Consider the following 14,569-nt stretch of genomic DNA (forward strand, 5'->3'; position numbering starts at 1 on the left):
TCGGCTCCTCAGGCGATCTGTGCGGCGGCTTCGTATTCGGCCGGCTTGGCGGCACTGACGGTGCGCCAGGTGTTGTAGGCCATCAGGAACATGCCGAGCAGGAAGATGAAACCGCCGAGCATGCGCACGATGAAGCCGGGGTGGCCGGCGGCCAGCGCTTCGACGAAGGAGTAGGTCAGGGTGCCGTCCTCGTTGACCGCGCGCCACATCAGGCCCTGGGTGATGCCGTTGACCCACATCGAGGCGATGTAAAGCACGGTACCGATGGTGGCCAGCCAGAAGTGCGCGTTGATCAGGCCCAGGCTGTACATCTTCTCGCGGCCGAAGACCTTCGGGATCAGGTGGTAGAGCGAGCCGATGGAAACCATCGCGACCCAGCCGAGGGCGCCGGCGTGGACGTGGCCGATGGTCCAGTCGGTATAGTGGGAGAGGGCGTTGACGGTCTTGATCGCCATCATCGGGCCTTCGAAGGTGGACATGCCGTAGAAGGCCAGGGACACCACCAGGAAGCGCAGGATCGGGTCGCTGCGCAGCTTATGCCAGGCGCCCGAGAGGGTCATCATGCCGTTGATCATGCCGCCCCAGCTCGGCGCCAGGAGGATCAGCGACATCACCATGCCCAGCGACTGCGCCCAGTCCGGCAGCGCGGTGTAGTGCAGGTGGTGCGGGCCGGCCCAGATGTACACCGCGATCAGCGCCCAGAAGTGGACGATGGACAGGCGGTAGGAATAGACCGGACGCTCGGCCTGCTTGGGCACGAAGTAGTACATCATGCCGAGGAAGCCGGCGGTGAGGAAGAAGCCCACGGCGTTGTGCCCGTACCACCACTGGACCATGGCGTCGGTGGCGCCGGCGTACAGCGAGTAGGACTTGGTGAAGGTCACCGGCAGCTCGAGGTTGTTCACCACGTGGAGCATGGCGACGGTGAGGATGAACCCGCCGAAGAACCAGTTGCCCACATAGATGTGCTTGACCTTGCGCTTGACCAGGGTGCCGAAGAACACCACCGCGTAGGCGACCCAGACCACCGTGATCAGGATGTCGATCGGCCACTCCAGCTCGGCGTACTCCTTGGACGAGGTGTAGCCCAGCGGCAGGCTGATGGCGGCCAGCAGGATCACCAGTTGCCAGCCCCAGAAGGTGAAGGAGGCGAGGGTGTCGGAGAACAGTCGCACCTGGCAGGTGCGCTGCACCGCGTAGTAGCTGGTGGCGAACAGCGCGCAACCGCCGAAGGCGAAGATCACCGCGTTGGTGTGCAGCGGGCGCAGGCGGCCGAAGCTCGTCCACGGCAAGCCGAAGTTCAGGTCGGGCCATACCAGCTGGGCGGCGATCAGGACACCGACGGTCATGCCGACGATGCCCCAGACCACGGTCATGATGGCGAATTGGCGGACCACCTTGTAGTTATAGGCGGACTCTGGGTTAGTGGTGCTCATGCTATGGGCTTCCATCCACGGTTATACGCTATGGCTTTTTCCGGCAGTTGGGATGCCGGGCGTCCCCCCATTGGGGCTGGTCTAATTGGCGTAATTAGCGAGAGGAAGCATGGATAATGGGGCGTTATGAAATATTGATCGGGATCAATTGGCTTCCCGACCCCCACTGCATACGAGGTGTGGCAAGTTGTCGCTGAAATGGAACCGCCCGGCCGGCTCGCTGTCGGCCACCCTGATTCTCGCCCATGGCGCCGGGGCGCCGATGGACAGCCCGTTCATGGAGCGCATCGCCGAACTGCTCGCCGCCCAGGGCATCGCCGTCGCGCGCTTCGAGTTTCCCTACATGGCCCAGCGCCGCGAGGACGGCCGCAAGCGTCCGCCGAATCCGCAGGCGCAGTTGCTCGACTGCTGGCGGCGGGTCCATGCGCAGGTCCGCGAGACCCTGGACGGGCCCTTGGCCCTGGGCGGCAAGTCGATGGGCGGGCGCATGGCCAGCCTGCTGGCCGACGAGCTGGGCGCGGATGCCCTGGTCTGCCTCGGCTACCCGTTCTACGCCGCCGGCAAGCCGGAGAAGCCGCGGGTCGCCCACCTCGCCGGGCTGCGCACGCCGACCCTGATCGTCCAGGGCGAGCGCGACGCCCTGGGCAACCGCGAGGCGGTGGCGGGATATGCGCTGGCGCCGACGATCCGCCTGCACTGGCTGGCCGCGGCGGACCACGACCTCAAGCCGCTGAAGGCCTCCGGCCTGACCCACGAGCAGCACCTGGCGGCAACGGCGCGGGAGGTGGCCGGCTTCCTTCGCGGGCTCCAGGGCCATTAACGGTTCCTTAAGGCATCCCCTCATAAGCTGCGGCGCAACCACCCTCGCATCGAGGCGTGGGCGACTGACTTCTCTGAGGGGGGAAGACATGAACATGCATGCCGACGGTGAGCAGATCACCGCTATCGATACCCGCGAACGCATCCTGCTGACGGGGGCCACCGGCTTTCTCGGCGGTTCGGTCGCCGCCCAGCTGATCGCCGCCGGGCACGGCGCCAACCTGTCCTTCCTGGTCCGCGCCGAGTCCCGCCAGCAGGGGCTCGAACGCCTGCGCGGCAACCTGCTGATGCATGGCGTCGACGAAGCCGACTGCCTGGCACTGCGGGCGGAGCAGATCCTCTGCGGCGATTTCCTCGACACCTCCTGGCTGGCCCGCGAGACGCCGCGCCTGATGCAGGTGGAGCGGGTGATCAATTGCGCCGCCGTGGCGTCGTTCTCGAAGAACCCGACCATCTGGCCGGTCAACGTCGACGGCACTTTCGCCTTCGCCGACGTGCTGAGCCGTTCGAAGCGACTGAAGCGTTTCCTCCACGTCGGTACCGCGATGTGCTGCGGACCGCAGCGAGAGTCGCCGATCAGCGAGTCCTGGGAATTCCCGGCGGCGGAGCAGCAACTGGTGGACTACACCGCGTCCAAGGCGGAAATCGAGCGGCGTATGCGCGAGGAACTGCCGGGCCTGCCCCTGGTGGTGGCGCGGCCATCCATCGTGGTGGGCCACCGTACCCTTGGCTGCCAGGCCTCCGGCAGCATCTTCTGGGTCTTCCGCATGGGCTTCGCCCTGGAAAGCTTCACCTGCGGCCTGGACGAGCAGATCGACGTGATCCCGGTCGACTACTGCGCCGAGGCGCTGATCGGCCTGGCGCTGAAGCCGTGCCTGGGGCACAGCCTCTACCATATCTCCGCCGGCCATCGCGCGGCCTGCACCTTCGGCGAGATCGACGAGGCCTTCGCCCGCGCCAACGGGGCGGCGCCGGTAGGCGAGCGCTACCGCAAGGTGGAGGTGGACGACCTCAAGGAACTGGCGAAGAGCTTCGAGTCGCGCATCGGCCCGGCCAATCCGCGTCTGGTCCTGCGCGCGTTGCGCTTGTACAGCGGCTTTGCCGACCTCAACTACCTGTTCGACAACAGCCGTCTGCTTGAGGAGGGGATCTCCGCGCCACCGCGCTTCACCGACTACCTCGACGTCTGCGTGCAGTCGTCCAGCGCGGTGAGCATCCCGGCGCAGATGCAATGGGACTTCAAGTGACGGCAGGCGCGGGGAGCTTCCTCCCCGCGGCCTGATCTCAGCGGTTGAAGCGCTCGACCAGGGAATACTGGCTCTGCGCGGTGGTGGTCAGTTCCTCGCTCAGTTTCGCCGTGCGCAGCGCCTCGTCGGAGGTCTGCTCGGCCAGGGCGGCGATGGTGCTGATGTTGCGGTTGATTTCCTCGGCCACCGCGCTCTGTTCTTCCGCGGCGGCGGCGATCTGGGTGGTCATCTCGGTGATGTTGCTGACCGCCTCGCTGATGCCGACCAGCGCGCTGTCGGCTTCCAGCACCCGCTGGACCCCTGCTTCGGCCTGCTGCAGGCCGCTCTCCATGGTATGCACCGCATCGTTGGCGGTGTTCTGCAACTTGGCGATCAGATGGTGGATCTGCTCGGTGGAGGCCGCGGTGCGTTGCGCCAGCGAGCGCACTTCGTCGGCTACCACGGCGAAGCCGCGCCCCTGGTCGCCGGCCCGCGCCGCCTCGATGGCGGCGTTGAGGGCGAGCAGGTTGGTCTGGTCGGCGATGCCCTTGATCACATCGACCACACCGCCGATCTCGTTGCTGTCCTGGGCCAGGCGACTCACCGCGGCCCCGGTCTCGCCCACCGACTCCGACAGGCGCTGGATGGCGTTGCGCGTCTCCGCGGCGATGTCGCGGCCGCGCGAGGTCAGTTCGTTGGCCTTCTGTGTGGCGTCGGCGGTCAACTGGACATTGTTCGCCACTTCCTGGGTGGTGGCGGCCATCTCGTTGACCGCGGTGGCCACCTGTTCGGTCTCTGCGCGCTGCTGTTCCAGACCGGCGGAGCTGTGGTGGGCCAGGGTGTCGGCCTGGCGCGCCTGTTCGGTGAGGTATTCGGCGGTGTCCTGCAGGCGCGTCAGGCAGGTCTTCAGACGCGCGTCCTGGCTGAGGATGGCCATTTCCAGGCGCGCCTGGTCGCCGCGGCTGTCGGTGTACATCTGCGCGATCAGCGGGTCGGAGGTGGTCTGTTCGGCGAGCCGCATCAGGCGCTTCAGCCCGCGCTTCTGCCAGCGCAGTCCGGCCAGGCCGAGCGGAACGGCGAGCAGGCCGGCGAGGATGAAGCCCCACCAGGAGTTCAGCCAGATACCGATGAGGAAGCCGATCTGGCTGATCAGGATGAACGGCAGCCAGTCGAGCAGTACCGGCAGCCAGCGGTCGCGCCGGGGGATCGCCGGCTTGCCGGCGCCGAGGCGACGGTAGAGGGCCTCGGCGCGCTGGATCTGTTCGGCGGTCGGCTTGACCCGCACCGACTCGTAGCCGACCACCGCGCCCTGGTCGTAGATCGGCGTGACATAGGCGCTGACCCAGTAGTGGTCGCCGTTCTTGCAGCGGTTCTTGACGATCCCCATCCACGGGCGGCCGGCTTTGAGGGTGGTCCACATGTGGGCGAACACCGCCGGCGGGACGTCGGGGTGACGGATCAGATTGTGCGGCGCGGACATCAGCTCCTCGCGACTGAAGCCGCTGATGTCGATGAAGGCTTCATTGCAGTAGGTAATGATGCCTTTGAGATTGGTGGTGGTGATCAGGCGTTGCTCCGCCGGATAGACGCGCTCGTGCTGGGTGATCGGTTGATTGTTGCGCATGGGCCTTCCAAAACAAGTGAAGCATTTACCTCTGCATCGGCGAAAACGCCTTTCACATGAGGGATTTGTGAATGCTTTCACGAGGAAAAACAGATAGCTATTGACCCAAAGCATGAGAACCGACCACGTGGTCGGATAGATGGCGGATTCGCTGATGGAGGTCAATACGTTACGGTTTCGTGTCATTCCCGGCGGCGCGCATGGGCTGGGGAGGGGCCTGGCGGATAAGCGCGAGGCGGCCATTCGCCGGTACTGCGGGGTATCGGCGGATGACGCCGGGGCGTTGTTCTCCCTGCGAAGCGCCCGCCGCCCCGGGCGCCGGAATGAAAAAGGGGTGGCCGAAGCCACCCCTCCGCGCGTACCGCCGCTGCCTCAGAGCATGCTGCGCAGCACGTAGTGGAGGATGCCGCCGGCCTTGAAGTACTCGACCTCGTTGAGGGTGTCGATGCGGCAAAGGACCTTGAAGCTGTCCTGGCTGCCGTCCTCGCGGGTCACTTCCACGCTGAGCGGCATGTGCGGCTTGAGTTCGCCGCCGAGGCCGCGGATGTTCAGCACCTCCTTGCCGGTCAGCTTCAGGCTCTTGCGGTCCTGGCCGTTCTCGAACTGCAACGGCAGCACGCCCATGCCGACCAGGTTGGAGCGGTGGATGCGCTCGAAGCTCTCCGCGATCACCGCCTTTACGCCCAGCAGGTTGGTACCCTTGGCCGCCCAGTCGCGCGACGAGCCGGTGCCGTATTCCTTGCCGGCGACGATCACCAGCGGGGTGCCGTCCTGCTGGTAGCGCATGGCCGCGTCGTAGATCGCCAGTTTCTCGCCACTGGGCACGTACAGGGTATTGCCGCCTTCCTCGCCGCCGAGCATCTCGTTCTTGATGCGGATGTTGGCGAAGGTGCCGCGCATCATCACCTCATGGTTGCCGCGACGGGAGCCGTAGGAGTTGAAGTCCTTCGGTTCCACGCCGTGCTCGCGCAGGTAGCGGCCGGCCGGGCTGTCGGCCTTGATGTTGCCGGCGGGGGAGATGTGGTCGGTGGTCACCGAGTCGCCCAGCACCGCCAGCACCCGTGCCTGCTCGACGTCGGCGATGGCCGGCGGCGCCTCGGCGATGTGTTCGAAGAACGGTGGATGCTGGATGTAGGTGGAGTCGGCCTGCCACTCGTAGGTGTCCGACTGCGGCACCTGGATCGCCTGCCATTTCTCGTCGCCGGCGAAGACCTCGGCGTACTCCTTGTGGAACATCTCGGTGTCGACCTTCTGGATCGCCTCGGCGATTTCCTTCTGGCTCGGCCAGATGTCCTTCAGGTAGACCGGCTGGCCGTCCTTGCCGGTGCCCAGCGGTTCCTCGCTGAGGTTGATCCGCACGCTGCCGGCCAGGGCGTAGGCCACCACCAGCGGCGGCGAGGCCAGCCAGTTGGTCTTCACCAACGGGTGCACGCGGCCTTCGAAGTTACGGTTGCCGGAGAGTACCGAGGCGACGGTCAGGTCGGCCTGCTGGATGGCTTTCTCGATCGGCTCCAGCAGCGGCCCGGAGTTGCCGATGCAGGTGGTGCAGCCGTAGCCGACCAGGTCGAAGCCGAGTTCGTCGAGGTAGCGGGTCAGGCCGGCGGCCTTGAAGTAGTCGGTGACCACCTTGGAGCCCGGCGCCAGCGAACTCTTCACCCAGGGCTTGCGTTGCAGGCCTTTCTCCACCGCCTTCTTCGCCAGCAGGCCGGCGGCCATCATCACGCTGGGGTTGGAGGTGTTGGTGCAGGAGGTGATGGCGGCGATCACCACCGCGCCGTTCTTCAGGCGGTGGGTCTGGCCGTCGTGCTGGTAGTCGATCTCGCCGAAGGCGGCGTTGGCGCCGACCGCGGTGCCGCCGCCGCCCTCGCTGAGCAGGCGGCCTTCTTCGGTGCTGGAGGGATGCAGTTGCAGGCCGAGGAACTCGTTGAAGGCGCTGGCGACGTTCTGCAGGGCCACGCGGTCCTGCGGGCGCTTCGGTCCGGCCAGACTGGCCTCGACTTCGCCCATGTCCAGGTGCAGGGTGTCGGTGAACACCGGCTCGTGGCCCTTCTCGCGCCACAGGCCCTGTTCCTTGCTGTAGGCCTCGACCAGCTTGACCGTGCTTTCCGGGCGTCCGGACAGGCGCAGGTAGCCGAGGGTGATCTCGTCCACCGGGAAGAAGCCGCAGGTGGCGCCGTATTCCGGGGCCATGTTGGCGATGGTGGCGCGGTCCGCCAGGGGCAGGTCGGCCAGGCCGTCGCCGTAGAACTCGACGAATTTCCCCACCACGCCCTTCTTGCGCAGCATCTGCGTGACGGTCAGCACCAGGTCGGTGGCGGTGATGCCCTCGCGCAGCTTGCCGGTGAGCTTGAAGCCGATGACCTCGGGGATCAGCATCGATACCGGCTGGCCGAGCATGGCGGCTTCCGCCTCGATGCCGCCGACGCCCCAGCCGAGCACGCCGAGGCCGTTGATCATGGTGGTGTGGGAGTCGGTGCCGACCAGGGTGTCGGGGAAGGCGTAGGTCCTGCCATCCTCGTCCTTGGTCCAGACCGTGCGGCCCAGGTACTCCAGGTTGACCTGGTGGCAGATGCCGGTGCCCGGCGGTACCACGCTGAAATTGTCGAAGGCGTTCTGGCCCCAGCGCAGGAAGGCGTAGCGTTCGCCGTTGCGCTGCATCTCGATCTCGACGTTCTGTTCGAAGGCCGATTCGCTGGCGAACTTGTCGACCATCACCGAGTGGTCGATGACCAGGTCCACCGGCGACAGCGGGTTGATCTTCTGCGGGTCGCCGCCGGCCTTGGCCATGGCCGCGCGCATGGCGGCCAGGTCGACCACCGCGGGCACCCCGGTGAAGTCCTGCATCAGGACCCGCGCCGGGCGGTACTGGATCTCGCGGTCGGAGCGGCGCTCCCTGAGCCAGCCGGCGAGGGCCTTGAGGTCGTCGCCGGTGACGGTGCTGCCGTCCTCCCAGCGCAGGAGGTTTTCCAGCAGGACCTTCAGCGACATCGGCAGCTTGCCGAGATCGCCCAGGGTCCGGGCGGCTTCCGGGAGGCTGTAGTAGTGGTAGGTCTTGCCGTCCACAGCGAGACTGCGAAGGGTTTTCAGGCTGTCCAAAGCAGGCATTTCTGATTTCCTCACGGCGGGCCCGGGGGCGGCGGGCCTGGCCTCGTCCTGACGCCAGGCCCGTCGTCGAGCCGATAGTGCCTGGCTTCGCCCGGGACCCGCGGCGTCCGCGGACGCCAGGGTGCCGTTACCTCGGTAATGCGCGGTGGCCCGATCCCATCGGTACCGGCCGCTGGCGAGAGTCAGACTTTGGGATAGCGTTGTTCGAAACCTTCAAGCTAGACCGGCTCGAGGGCTCCTGCCATATACACTGGACCGACGAACGGTCGCTGCAGTTCCCTTGAGGCATGCCCGGCACTATAGTGCGCGGCCAAGGAGACAACCCCATGAATACCCTGTTGATGCACTGCCGGCCAGGCTTCGAAGGTGAAGTCTGCGCCGAAATCGCCGAGCATGCAGCCACTCTCGAGATTCCCGGCTACGCCAAGAGCAAGCCGGCCAGCGCCCACGTCGAGTTCGTCTGCCAGGACGCCGACGGCGCCGAGCGCCTGATGCGCCGCCTGCGTTTCGCCGACTTGATCTTCCCGCGCCAGTGGGCGCGCGGACCCGGCTTCATCGAATTGCCGGAAAGCCAGCGCATCGAGGTGCTGCTGGCGGAACTGGCGAGTTATCCGGTCTGCGGCAGCCTCTGGCTGGAGGTGCTGGACACCAATGCCGGCAAGGAGGTCTCGACCTTCTGCCGCAAGTTCGAGAAACCGCTGCGCGCCGCGTTGGTGAAGGCCGGGCGGTTGCAGGAGGACCCGGCGCTGCCGCGCCTGCTGCTGACCTTCCGCTCCGGCCGGGAAGTCTTCGTCGGCCTCGCCGAGCCGCGCAACAGCGCGCTCTGGCCGATGGGCATCCCGCGCCTGAAGTTTCCCCGCGAGGCGCCGAGCCGTTCGACGCTGAAGCTGGAGGAAGCCTGGCACCAGTTCATCCCGCGCAGCGAATGGGACAAGCGTCTGGCGCCGGACATGCTCGCCGTGGACCTCGGCGCGGCGCCGGGCGGCTGGACTTGGCAACTGGTGAACCGGGAGATGCGGGTGACCGCCGTGGACAACGGGCCGATGGCGGAGAACCTGATGTATTCCGGGCTGGTCGACCACCAGAAGGTCGACGGCTACCAGTACCGCCCGCGCCAGCGGGTCGACTGGATGGTCTGCGACATCGTCGAGAAGCCGGCACGCACCGGTGCGTTGATCGAGACCTGGATCGGCGAAGGGCTTTGCCGCGAGGCGGTGGTCAACCTCAAGCTGCCGATGAAGCAGCGCTACGCCGAGGTGCGCAAGATCCTCCAGCGCCTGCGCGAGAGCTTCGACGCGCGCGGCCTGAAGGTAGCGATCGGCTGCAAGCAGCTGTATCACGACCGCGAGGAAGTGACCTGCCATCTACGCCGCCTTGAACGCTGAGGGGCGGCGGCATTCCGGCCGGGGACAGGTGACCGGCCGCGCCGCATGCGCGACAATGCGCGGATTCTGTTGCGGAGTTTCCCGATGACCCATTCTGTCGACGCCATTCTCGACGCCACCGGCCTGAACTGTCCCGAGCCGGTGATGATGCTGCACAACAAGGTCCGCGACCTGGCGCCCGGCGGCCTGCTCAAGGTGATCGCCACCGATCCCTCGACCCGCCGCGACATCCCCAAGTTCTGCGTGTTCCTCGGTCACGAGCTGGTCGAGCAGCAGGAAGAGGCGGGCACCTATCTCTACTGGATCCGCAAGAAGGCCGACTAGGCCTTCCGCGGACCCCGCCATCCCACGCGCTTCAGCGCAGCTTCTCCATGAGCTGGTAGTACCACATCCCGGCGGCCAGCATCGGATTGCCGAAGAGGTCGCCCAGCGGCACCTTGAGGTGCTTGCAACGGGCGAAGGTGTCGAACTGCTCCAGGCTCCCGCTCATCGCCTTGGCCATGATCTCGCCCATGATGTGGCTGGTGGCCACGCCATGCCCCGAGTAGCCCTGGCAGTACCAGACGTTGTCGGAGAGCTTGCCGAGCTGGGGGATGCGGTTCATCACGATGCCCATGGCGCAACTCCACTGGAACTCGATCTCCACGCCCTTCAGGCGCGGGAAGGTGCGCTCGATGCATGGCCGCAGCTCGGCGGCGATGTCCCGCGAGTCGCGGCCCGAGTAGTTGGCGCCGCCGCCGAACAGCAGGCGGCCGTCGGCGGTGGGGCGGTAGTAATCGAGGACGAAGCGGCAATCGTAGACCGCCAGCCCCTGCGGGTTGATCTCCCGTGCCAGCTCGCCCAGCGGCCGGGTGGTGACGATTCCGCCCATGGCCGGGAAGATCATGCCCTTGAGCTGCCTGCGTTCGAGCTTGTGGTAGACATCGCCGGCAAGCAGGATCTGCTGCGCCTCGATCCTTCCCTCGCGGGTGATCACCGCCGGCCGCGGGCCGTGGACGATATCCAGGACCTCGGAATGTTCGAAGATCAGCGCGCCGAGGCCGGCCGCCGCCCTGGCCTCGCCGATGCACAGGTTGAGCGGGTGCAGGTGCATGTTGCGGGTGTTCTTCAGCGCGCCGCAGTACAGCGCGGTCTCCAGGTGGGCCTGGACGCCGGCCTTGTCCAGCAGGAGCACCTGGTCGCCCATGCCGCGGCGCACCGCCTCCTCGTAGGAGGCCTGCAGCTCGCCCATGTGGCTGGCCTTCATCGCCGCGTGCAGGTGGCCATGGCGGAGGTCGCAGGCGATGCCGTACTTCTCCACCCGCTGGCGGATGATCTCGTGGCCGCGCCAGCGCAGGTGCCAGATGAAGTCCTCGACCTCGGCGCCCAGCCACTGGCGCATCTGCTTGTGCATCGCCGCGTCGCCGGACAGGCTGCCGGTGACCTGGCCGCCGTTGCGCCCGCTGGCGCCCCAGCCGATGCGATGGGTCTCGACCAGGGCCACCTTGTAGCCACGCTCGGCCAGTTCGACCGCCGTGGCGACGCCGGTGAAGCCGCCGCCGATGATGGCGATGTCGACCGTCACCGCGCCCAGCAGGGTCGGATAGTCGGTTTCCTCGTTGAGCGTGGCGGCGTAGTAGGACGGCGCGCGTTCCGCGGCCGGACGGGGATGGATTGCTGCGTTCATCGGGTATTCCTTGTTCCAGTGCGGCGCGTCCTGCCGGCGCGCCGCCGTATGCGGGCGGGTCCGGGGTGGCTCAGGCCTGGGTCAGGTACCAGCGCCAGTCCTGCTCGCCGACCTCGCCCATGAATTGCCGGTATTCCGCGCGCTTCACCGCCAGGTAGACGCCGAGGAACTGCTCGCCGAAGGCTTCCCGCGCCCACTCGGAGCCTTGCAGGGCGTCGAGGGCGGTCAGCCAGTCGGTGGGTAGGCGCTTGCCGGCCTGGGCGTAGCCATTGCCCTCCACCGGCGCGCCCGGATCGATGCCTTCGCGGATGCCGCGGTGGACCCCGGCGAGAAGCGCCGCGGCGGCCAGGTAGGGGTTGGCGTCGGCGCCGCAGATGCGGTGCTCGATATGCCGACTGGAGGCCGGGCCGCCCGGCACGCGCAGGCTCACGGTGCGGTTGTCGACGCCCCAGGTCTGCGCCAGCGGCGCGTAGCTGTTGGCCTGGAAGCGCCGGTAGGAGTTGGCGTTGGGACAGAACAGCAGGAGCGAGTCGAGCAGGCTGGCGAGCATGCCGCCGACCGCCTGGCGCAGCAACGGCGTGCCGGCGGGGTCGTCGCTGGCGAACAGGTTGTGGCCTTGTTCGTCGGCCAGGCTGACGTGCAGGTGCATGCCGGTGCCGGCCAGGTCGTCGAACGGCTTGGCCATGAAACAGGCGAGCATTCCGTGCTTGTGCGCGACGCCCTTGACCAGGCGCTTGTAGCGGATCGCCTGGTCCATGGCGGCGAGGGCGTCGCCGTGGTCGAGGGTGATTTCCACCTGGCCCGGGGCATATTCCGAGATCGCCGTGCGTGCCGGCAGGCCCTGCGCCTTGCAGGCGGCATAGAGGTCGGCGAGGAACGGCTCGATCTGCTCCAGTTCGCGCAGGCCGTAGACCTGGGTCGCCCGCGGGCGGCCGCCATCGGCGTCGCGAGCCGGTTGCGGGCGGCCGTTGGCGTCGCGCTCACGGTCGAGCAGGTAGAACTCCAGCTCGGCGGCCATCACCGGGTGATAGCCCTCGCTCTTCAGCGCGTCGATGGTGCGCACCAGGAGGTGGCGCGGATCGGCGACGCTGGCGGGCAGGCCCTCGCTCGGGTGCATGCTGACCTGCACCGCCGCCGTCGGGATCTGCCGCCAGGGCAGGCGCACCAGGCTGCCGGACAGGGGGTAGGCGCGGCAGTCGATGTCGCCGACGTCCCAGACCAGGCCGGAGTCCTCGACGTCCTCGCCGTTCATCGTCAGCCCCAGGATGGTGCTCGGCAGCGGCCGGCCGCTGCGGTAGACGGCCAGCAGTTCGTCGCGGTGCAGCAGTTTGCCGCGTGGCACGCCATTGGCGTCGAGGATGAACAGTTCGAAGAGTTCGATATCGGGATTGGCGGCCAGGAAATCCTGGGCTTCTTGTTCGCAGGCGAAGTTCATGGGGCTCTCTTGTCGGTCTTGTCCGGTAGCGTCGCGACGCTCGCAGCGGCGCTCCGGCGACGGCAGCGTCGCGGAACGGCATGCAAGCGGCAGGCCGGCCCCGCCGTTGCGCGGGGCCGGAGGGATATCAGGCGTGACGAGCGTCCGGCGGACGCGCGTGGCGGCAATGCCAGAGCGCCCAGAAGGCCAGTTCGAGAGGGAGGGCGAGCGGCTCCAGTTCCAGCCAGCGGCTGTGCTTGCGGGGTAGACGCGCGGGCGTTCCGGCCGGGTTGGCGGAAGGCTGGTAGGGCAGGGTGCGCGTCGTCGGTAGGTGCATGAAGGAAAACTGGGCCAGGGGTTGGAACAGCCTCGCACAGGCTGACGGGTGAATTAAATGCGCTTTTTACGACCTTTGCTTGAGCGAAATCGAAACCGAAGGAAAAAGAAGGGCGCCCCCGAATGGGCTGAAGAGACGCCCGGAAAGCGGCTCAACCCTTGTCGGCCTTGCCCGCGGCGGCGGCGAACCTAGCCAGGCGTACGTCGAGATGACGCGGGCGCCGGCCGGCGTCTTCGGCGTGCTCCTTGCGACGGATCGCGTTGCGCACCATCAGCGAACCGACATAGCGGATCGGCTCCGGCGGGAAGCGGCCGAGCGGCCCCTGGATCAGCGGCGAACGGGTCCAGGGATTGTCCAGGCCGAGCGCCAGCGAAGAAAGGATCTGCCCGCCCATGTGGCATGGGCCGACGCCGCTGCCGGAGTAGCCGAAGCCGTAGAACACATTGTCGCGGCCGTCGAGCCGGCCGAAGAACGGCAGGCCGGTCACCGAGCGATCCGATGGACCGTTCCAGTTGGCCTCGATGGCGACCTCGGCGAACTCGGGGAAGAACTCCCGCAAACTGCCGCGTAGTTGCCTGAGATACGGCGAGGGGCGGTCGAACACCGGCAGCATGCGTCCGCCGTAGGCGAAGGTGTTGCCGCCCTTGCCGAGCATCAGCCGGCCGTCCGGGGTGTTGTGGTAGTAATGCACGAAGATCCGCGAGTCGAGCACGCTGACCCCGCTGGTCAGGCCGATCTCCTGCAGCAGGTCCGGTCGTGGCTCGGTGATGAGCATGTCGCTGGAGACGATCGCCACGCTGCGTTCGAACTGCGGGAAGGCCCTCGCCATCCAGGCGTTCAGCGCCAGCACCACGCGGTCGGCGACGACCCGCCCGTGGGGGGTGACCACTTCCGCCGGGCGGCCGTGCTCCAGTCCTCGCATCGGCGTGCCTTCGTACAGGCGTACCCCCAGTTGCAGGGCGACCCGGCGCAGGCCGCGAACCAGCTTGCCTGGTTGCACCGTCGCGGCAGCCGGCGAGAACCAGCCCTCCAGGTGCCGGCGCGAGCCGGCCAGGCGCTGCACGTCGGCCAGCGGGCGCTTGGCGAAGGAGTTGATGCCATGGCGCTCCAGGGCGGCGATCACGCTGTCGGTGCTGCCGACCTGGGCCGGGTTGGTGGCGGTATAGAGGGTGCCGTCCAGCCGGTAGTCGGCCTCGACGTCGTAGCGCTGGCAGAAGGCGCCGATGGCCCGGATGCTGTCCTCGGAGGCCTTGACCAGGCGGATCGCCTCGGTGAGCCCGAACAGCCGTTCCAGGGTGAAGAATTTGGCCGACCAGGACAGCGCGCAGCCGCCGTTGCGGCCGCTGGCGCCGGCGCCGCAGAGGTCGGCCTCGACCAGCACCACGTCGAGTCCGGGATCGTGCTCCTTGAGCATGATGGCGGTCCACAGGCCGGTGTAGCCGCCGCCGACGATGCACAGGTCGGCGCGGGTATCGCCGGCCAGCGGCGGGCAGGGGGCCGCATGTTCGGAGCGTAGGGCCTGGTCCAGCCAGAAGGGTCGGAAGGTCATGGCTGTGC

The 14,569-nt window shown here is 67.4% G+C and carries 11 protein-coding genes; 4 read left to right on the forward strand and 7 right to left on the reverse strand.

The genetic code is table 11. The annotated features are described in order from the left end of the window. Nucleotides 1–8: 8 nt before the first annotated feature. Nucleotides 9–1,436 carry a cytochrome-c oxidase, cbb3-type subunit I gene (gene ccoN, locus LT948_RS10075; RefSeq protein ID WP_003087322.1) on the reverse strand — a complete coding sequence of 476 codons (1,428 nt, stop codon included), beginning with the start codon at nt 1,434–1,436 and terminating at the stop codon, nt 9–11. A gap of 187 nt (nt 1,437–1,623) precedes the next feature. On the opposite strand from ccoN, the gene LT948_RS10080 reads away from it, so the two are divergent. Both LT948_RS10080 and cprA read left to right on the forward strand, forming a co-directional pair. Beyond that, nucleotides 1,624–2,256 (forward strand): alpha/beta hydrolase family protein, encoded by a 633-nt coding sequence (locus LT948_RS10080; RefSeq protein ID WP_003105994.1) that lies wholly within the window; start codon nt 1,624–1,626, stop codon nt 2,254–2,256. A gap of 88 nt (nt 2,257–2,344) precedes the next feature. Further along, nucleotides 2,345–3,502, forward strand: coding sequence for a cationic peptide resistance protein CprA (gene cprA / locus LT948_RS10085; RefSeq protein ID WP_003087328.1), 1,158 nt, complete (start codon nt 2,345–2,347; stop codon nt 3,500–3,502). 37 nt (nt 3,503–3,539) lie between these two features. Here the strand turns inward: cprA and LT948_RS10090 are convergent, their stop codons facing one another. Together LT948_RS10090 and acnA are read right to left on the reverse strand one after the other, a co-directional pair. Continuing rightward, nucleotides 3,540–5,105: a methyl-accepting chemotaxis protein gene (locus LT948_RS10090; RefSeq protein ID WP_003087330.1), complete on the reverse strand. Its 1,566-nt coding sequence runs from the start codon at nt 5,103–5,105 to the stop codon at nt 3,540–3,542. Nucleotides 5,106–5,477: 372 nt separating this feature from the next. After that, entirely contained in the window at nt 5,478–8,210 is a 2,733-nt protein-coding gene (gene acnA / locus LT948_RS10095; RefSeq protein ID WP_003132952.1) for an aconitate hydratase AcnA, read from the reverse strand. Nucleotides 8,211–8,536: 326 nt separating this feature from the next. Between acnA and rlmM the strand changes: the two genes are divergently transcribed. Both rlmM and tusA read left to right on the forward strand, forming a co-directional pair. Beyond that, nucleotides 8,537–9,595 (forward strand): 23S rRNA (cytidine(2498)-2'-O)-methyltransferase RlmM, encoded by a 1,059-nt coding sequence (rlmM, locus tag LT948_RS10100; RefSeq protein WP_003087345.1) that lies wholly within the window; start codon nt 8,537–8,539, stop codon nt 9,593–9,595. An 84-nt stretch (nt 9,596–9,679) separates the two neighbouring features. After that, complete coding sequence (tusA, locus tag LT948_RS10105) at nt 9,680–9,919, forward strand: sulfurtransferase TusA (protein ID WP_003105999.1); 240 nt, start codon at nt 9,680–9,682, stop codon at nt 9,917–9,919. Nucleotides 9,920–9,950: 31 nt separating this feature from the next. On the opposite strand, the gene LT948_RS10110 is transcribed toward tusA, so the two are convergent. The 4 genes from LT948_RS10110 to LT948_RS10125 all read right to left on the reverse strand — a co-directional run bounded on the left by LT948_RS10110 (nt 9,951) and on the right by LT948_RS10125 (nt 14,561). Next, nucleotides 9,951–11,261, reverse strand: a complete 1,311-nt coding sequence (locus LT948_RS10110) for an NAD(P)/FAD-dependent oxidoreductase (protein WP_031636304.1) — start codon at nt 11,259–11,261, stop codon at nt 9,951–9,953. Nucleotides 11,262–11,331: 70 nt separating this feature from the next. Continuing rightward, a complete protein-coding gene (locus LT948_RS10115) occupies nt 11,332–12,696 on the reverse strand; it encodes a glutamine synthetase family protein (protein WP_031636303.1) in 1,365 nt (454 codons plus the stop codon). 127 nt (nt 12,697–12,823) lie between these two features. Further along, complete coding sequence (locus LT948_RS10120; RefSeq protein ID WP_011666714.1) at nt 12,824–13,012, reverse strand: hypothetical protein; 189 nt, start codon at nt 13,010–13,012, stop codon at nt 12,824–12,826. A 151-nt stretch (nt 13,013–13,163) separates the two neighbouring features. Next, nucleotides 13,164–14,561 carry an FAD-dependent oxidoreductase gene (locus LT948_RS10125; protein WP_031636302.1) on the reverse strand — a complete coding sequence of 466 codons (1,398 nt, stop codon included), beginning with the start codon at nt 14,559–14,561 and terminating at the stop codon, nt 13,164–13,166. Between the last annotated feature and the right edge of the window lie 8 nt (nt 14,562–14,569).

The organism is Pseudomonas sp. CP-1 (assembly GCF_021213715.1).
Classification (GTDB): domain Bacteria; phylum Pseudomonadota; class Gammaproteobacteria; order Pseudomonadales; family Pseudomonadaceae; genus Pseudomonas; species Pseudomonas aeruginosa.

What these genes read in the sequence shown, in the direction of transcription:
- ccoN (WP_003087322.1), bottom strand. Translation starts at nt 1,436, where the DNA reads ATGAGCACCACTAACCCAGAGTCCGCCTATAACTACAAGGTGGTCCGC.
- cprA (WP_003087328.1), top strand. Translation starts at nt 2,345, where the DNA reads ATGAACATGCATGCCGACGGTGAGCAGATCACCGCTATCGATACCCGC.
- LT948_RS10090 (WP_003087330.1), bottom strand. Translation starts at nt 5,105, where the DNA reads ATGCGCAACAATCAACCGATCACCCAGCACGAGCGCGTCTATCCGGCG.
- acnA (WP_003132952.1), bottom strand. Translation starts at nt 8,210, where the DNA reads ATGCCTGCTTTGGACAGCCTGAAAACCCTTCGCAGTCTCGCTGTGGAC.
- rlmM (WP_003087345.1), top strand. Translation starts at nt 8,537, where the DNA reads ATGAATACCCTGTTGATGCACTGCCGGCCAGGCTTCGAAGGTGAAGTC.
- tusA (WP_003105999.1), top strand. Translation starts at nt 9,680, where the DNA reads ATGACCCATTCTGTCGACGCCATTCTCGACGCCACCGGCCTGAACTGT.
- LT948_RS10110 (WP_031636304.1), bottom strand. Translation starts at nt 11,261, where the DNA reads ATGAACGCAGCAATCCATCCCCGTCCGGCCGCGGAACGCGCGCCGTCC.
- LT948_RS10115 (WP_031636303.1), bottom strand. Translation starts at nt 12,696, where the DNA reads ATGAACTTCGCCTGCGAACAAGAAGCCCAGGATTTCCTGGCCGCCAAT.
- LT948_RS10120 (WP_011666714.1), bottom strand. Translation starts at nt 13,012, where the DNA reads ATGCACCTACCGACGACGCGCACCCTGCCCTACCAGCCTTCCGCCAAC.
- LT948_RS10125 (WP_031636302.1), bottom strand. Translation starts at nt 14,561, where the DNA reads ATGACCTTCCGACCCTTCTGGCTGGACCAGGCCCTACGCTCCGAACAT.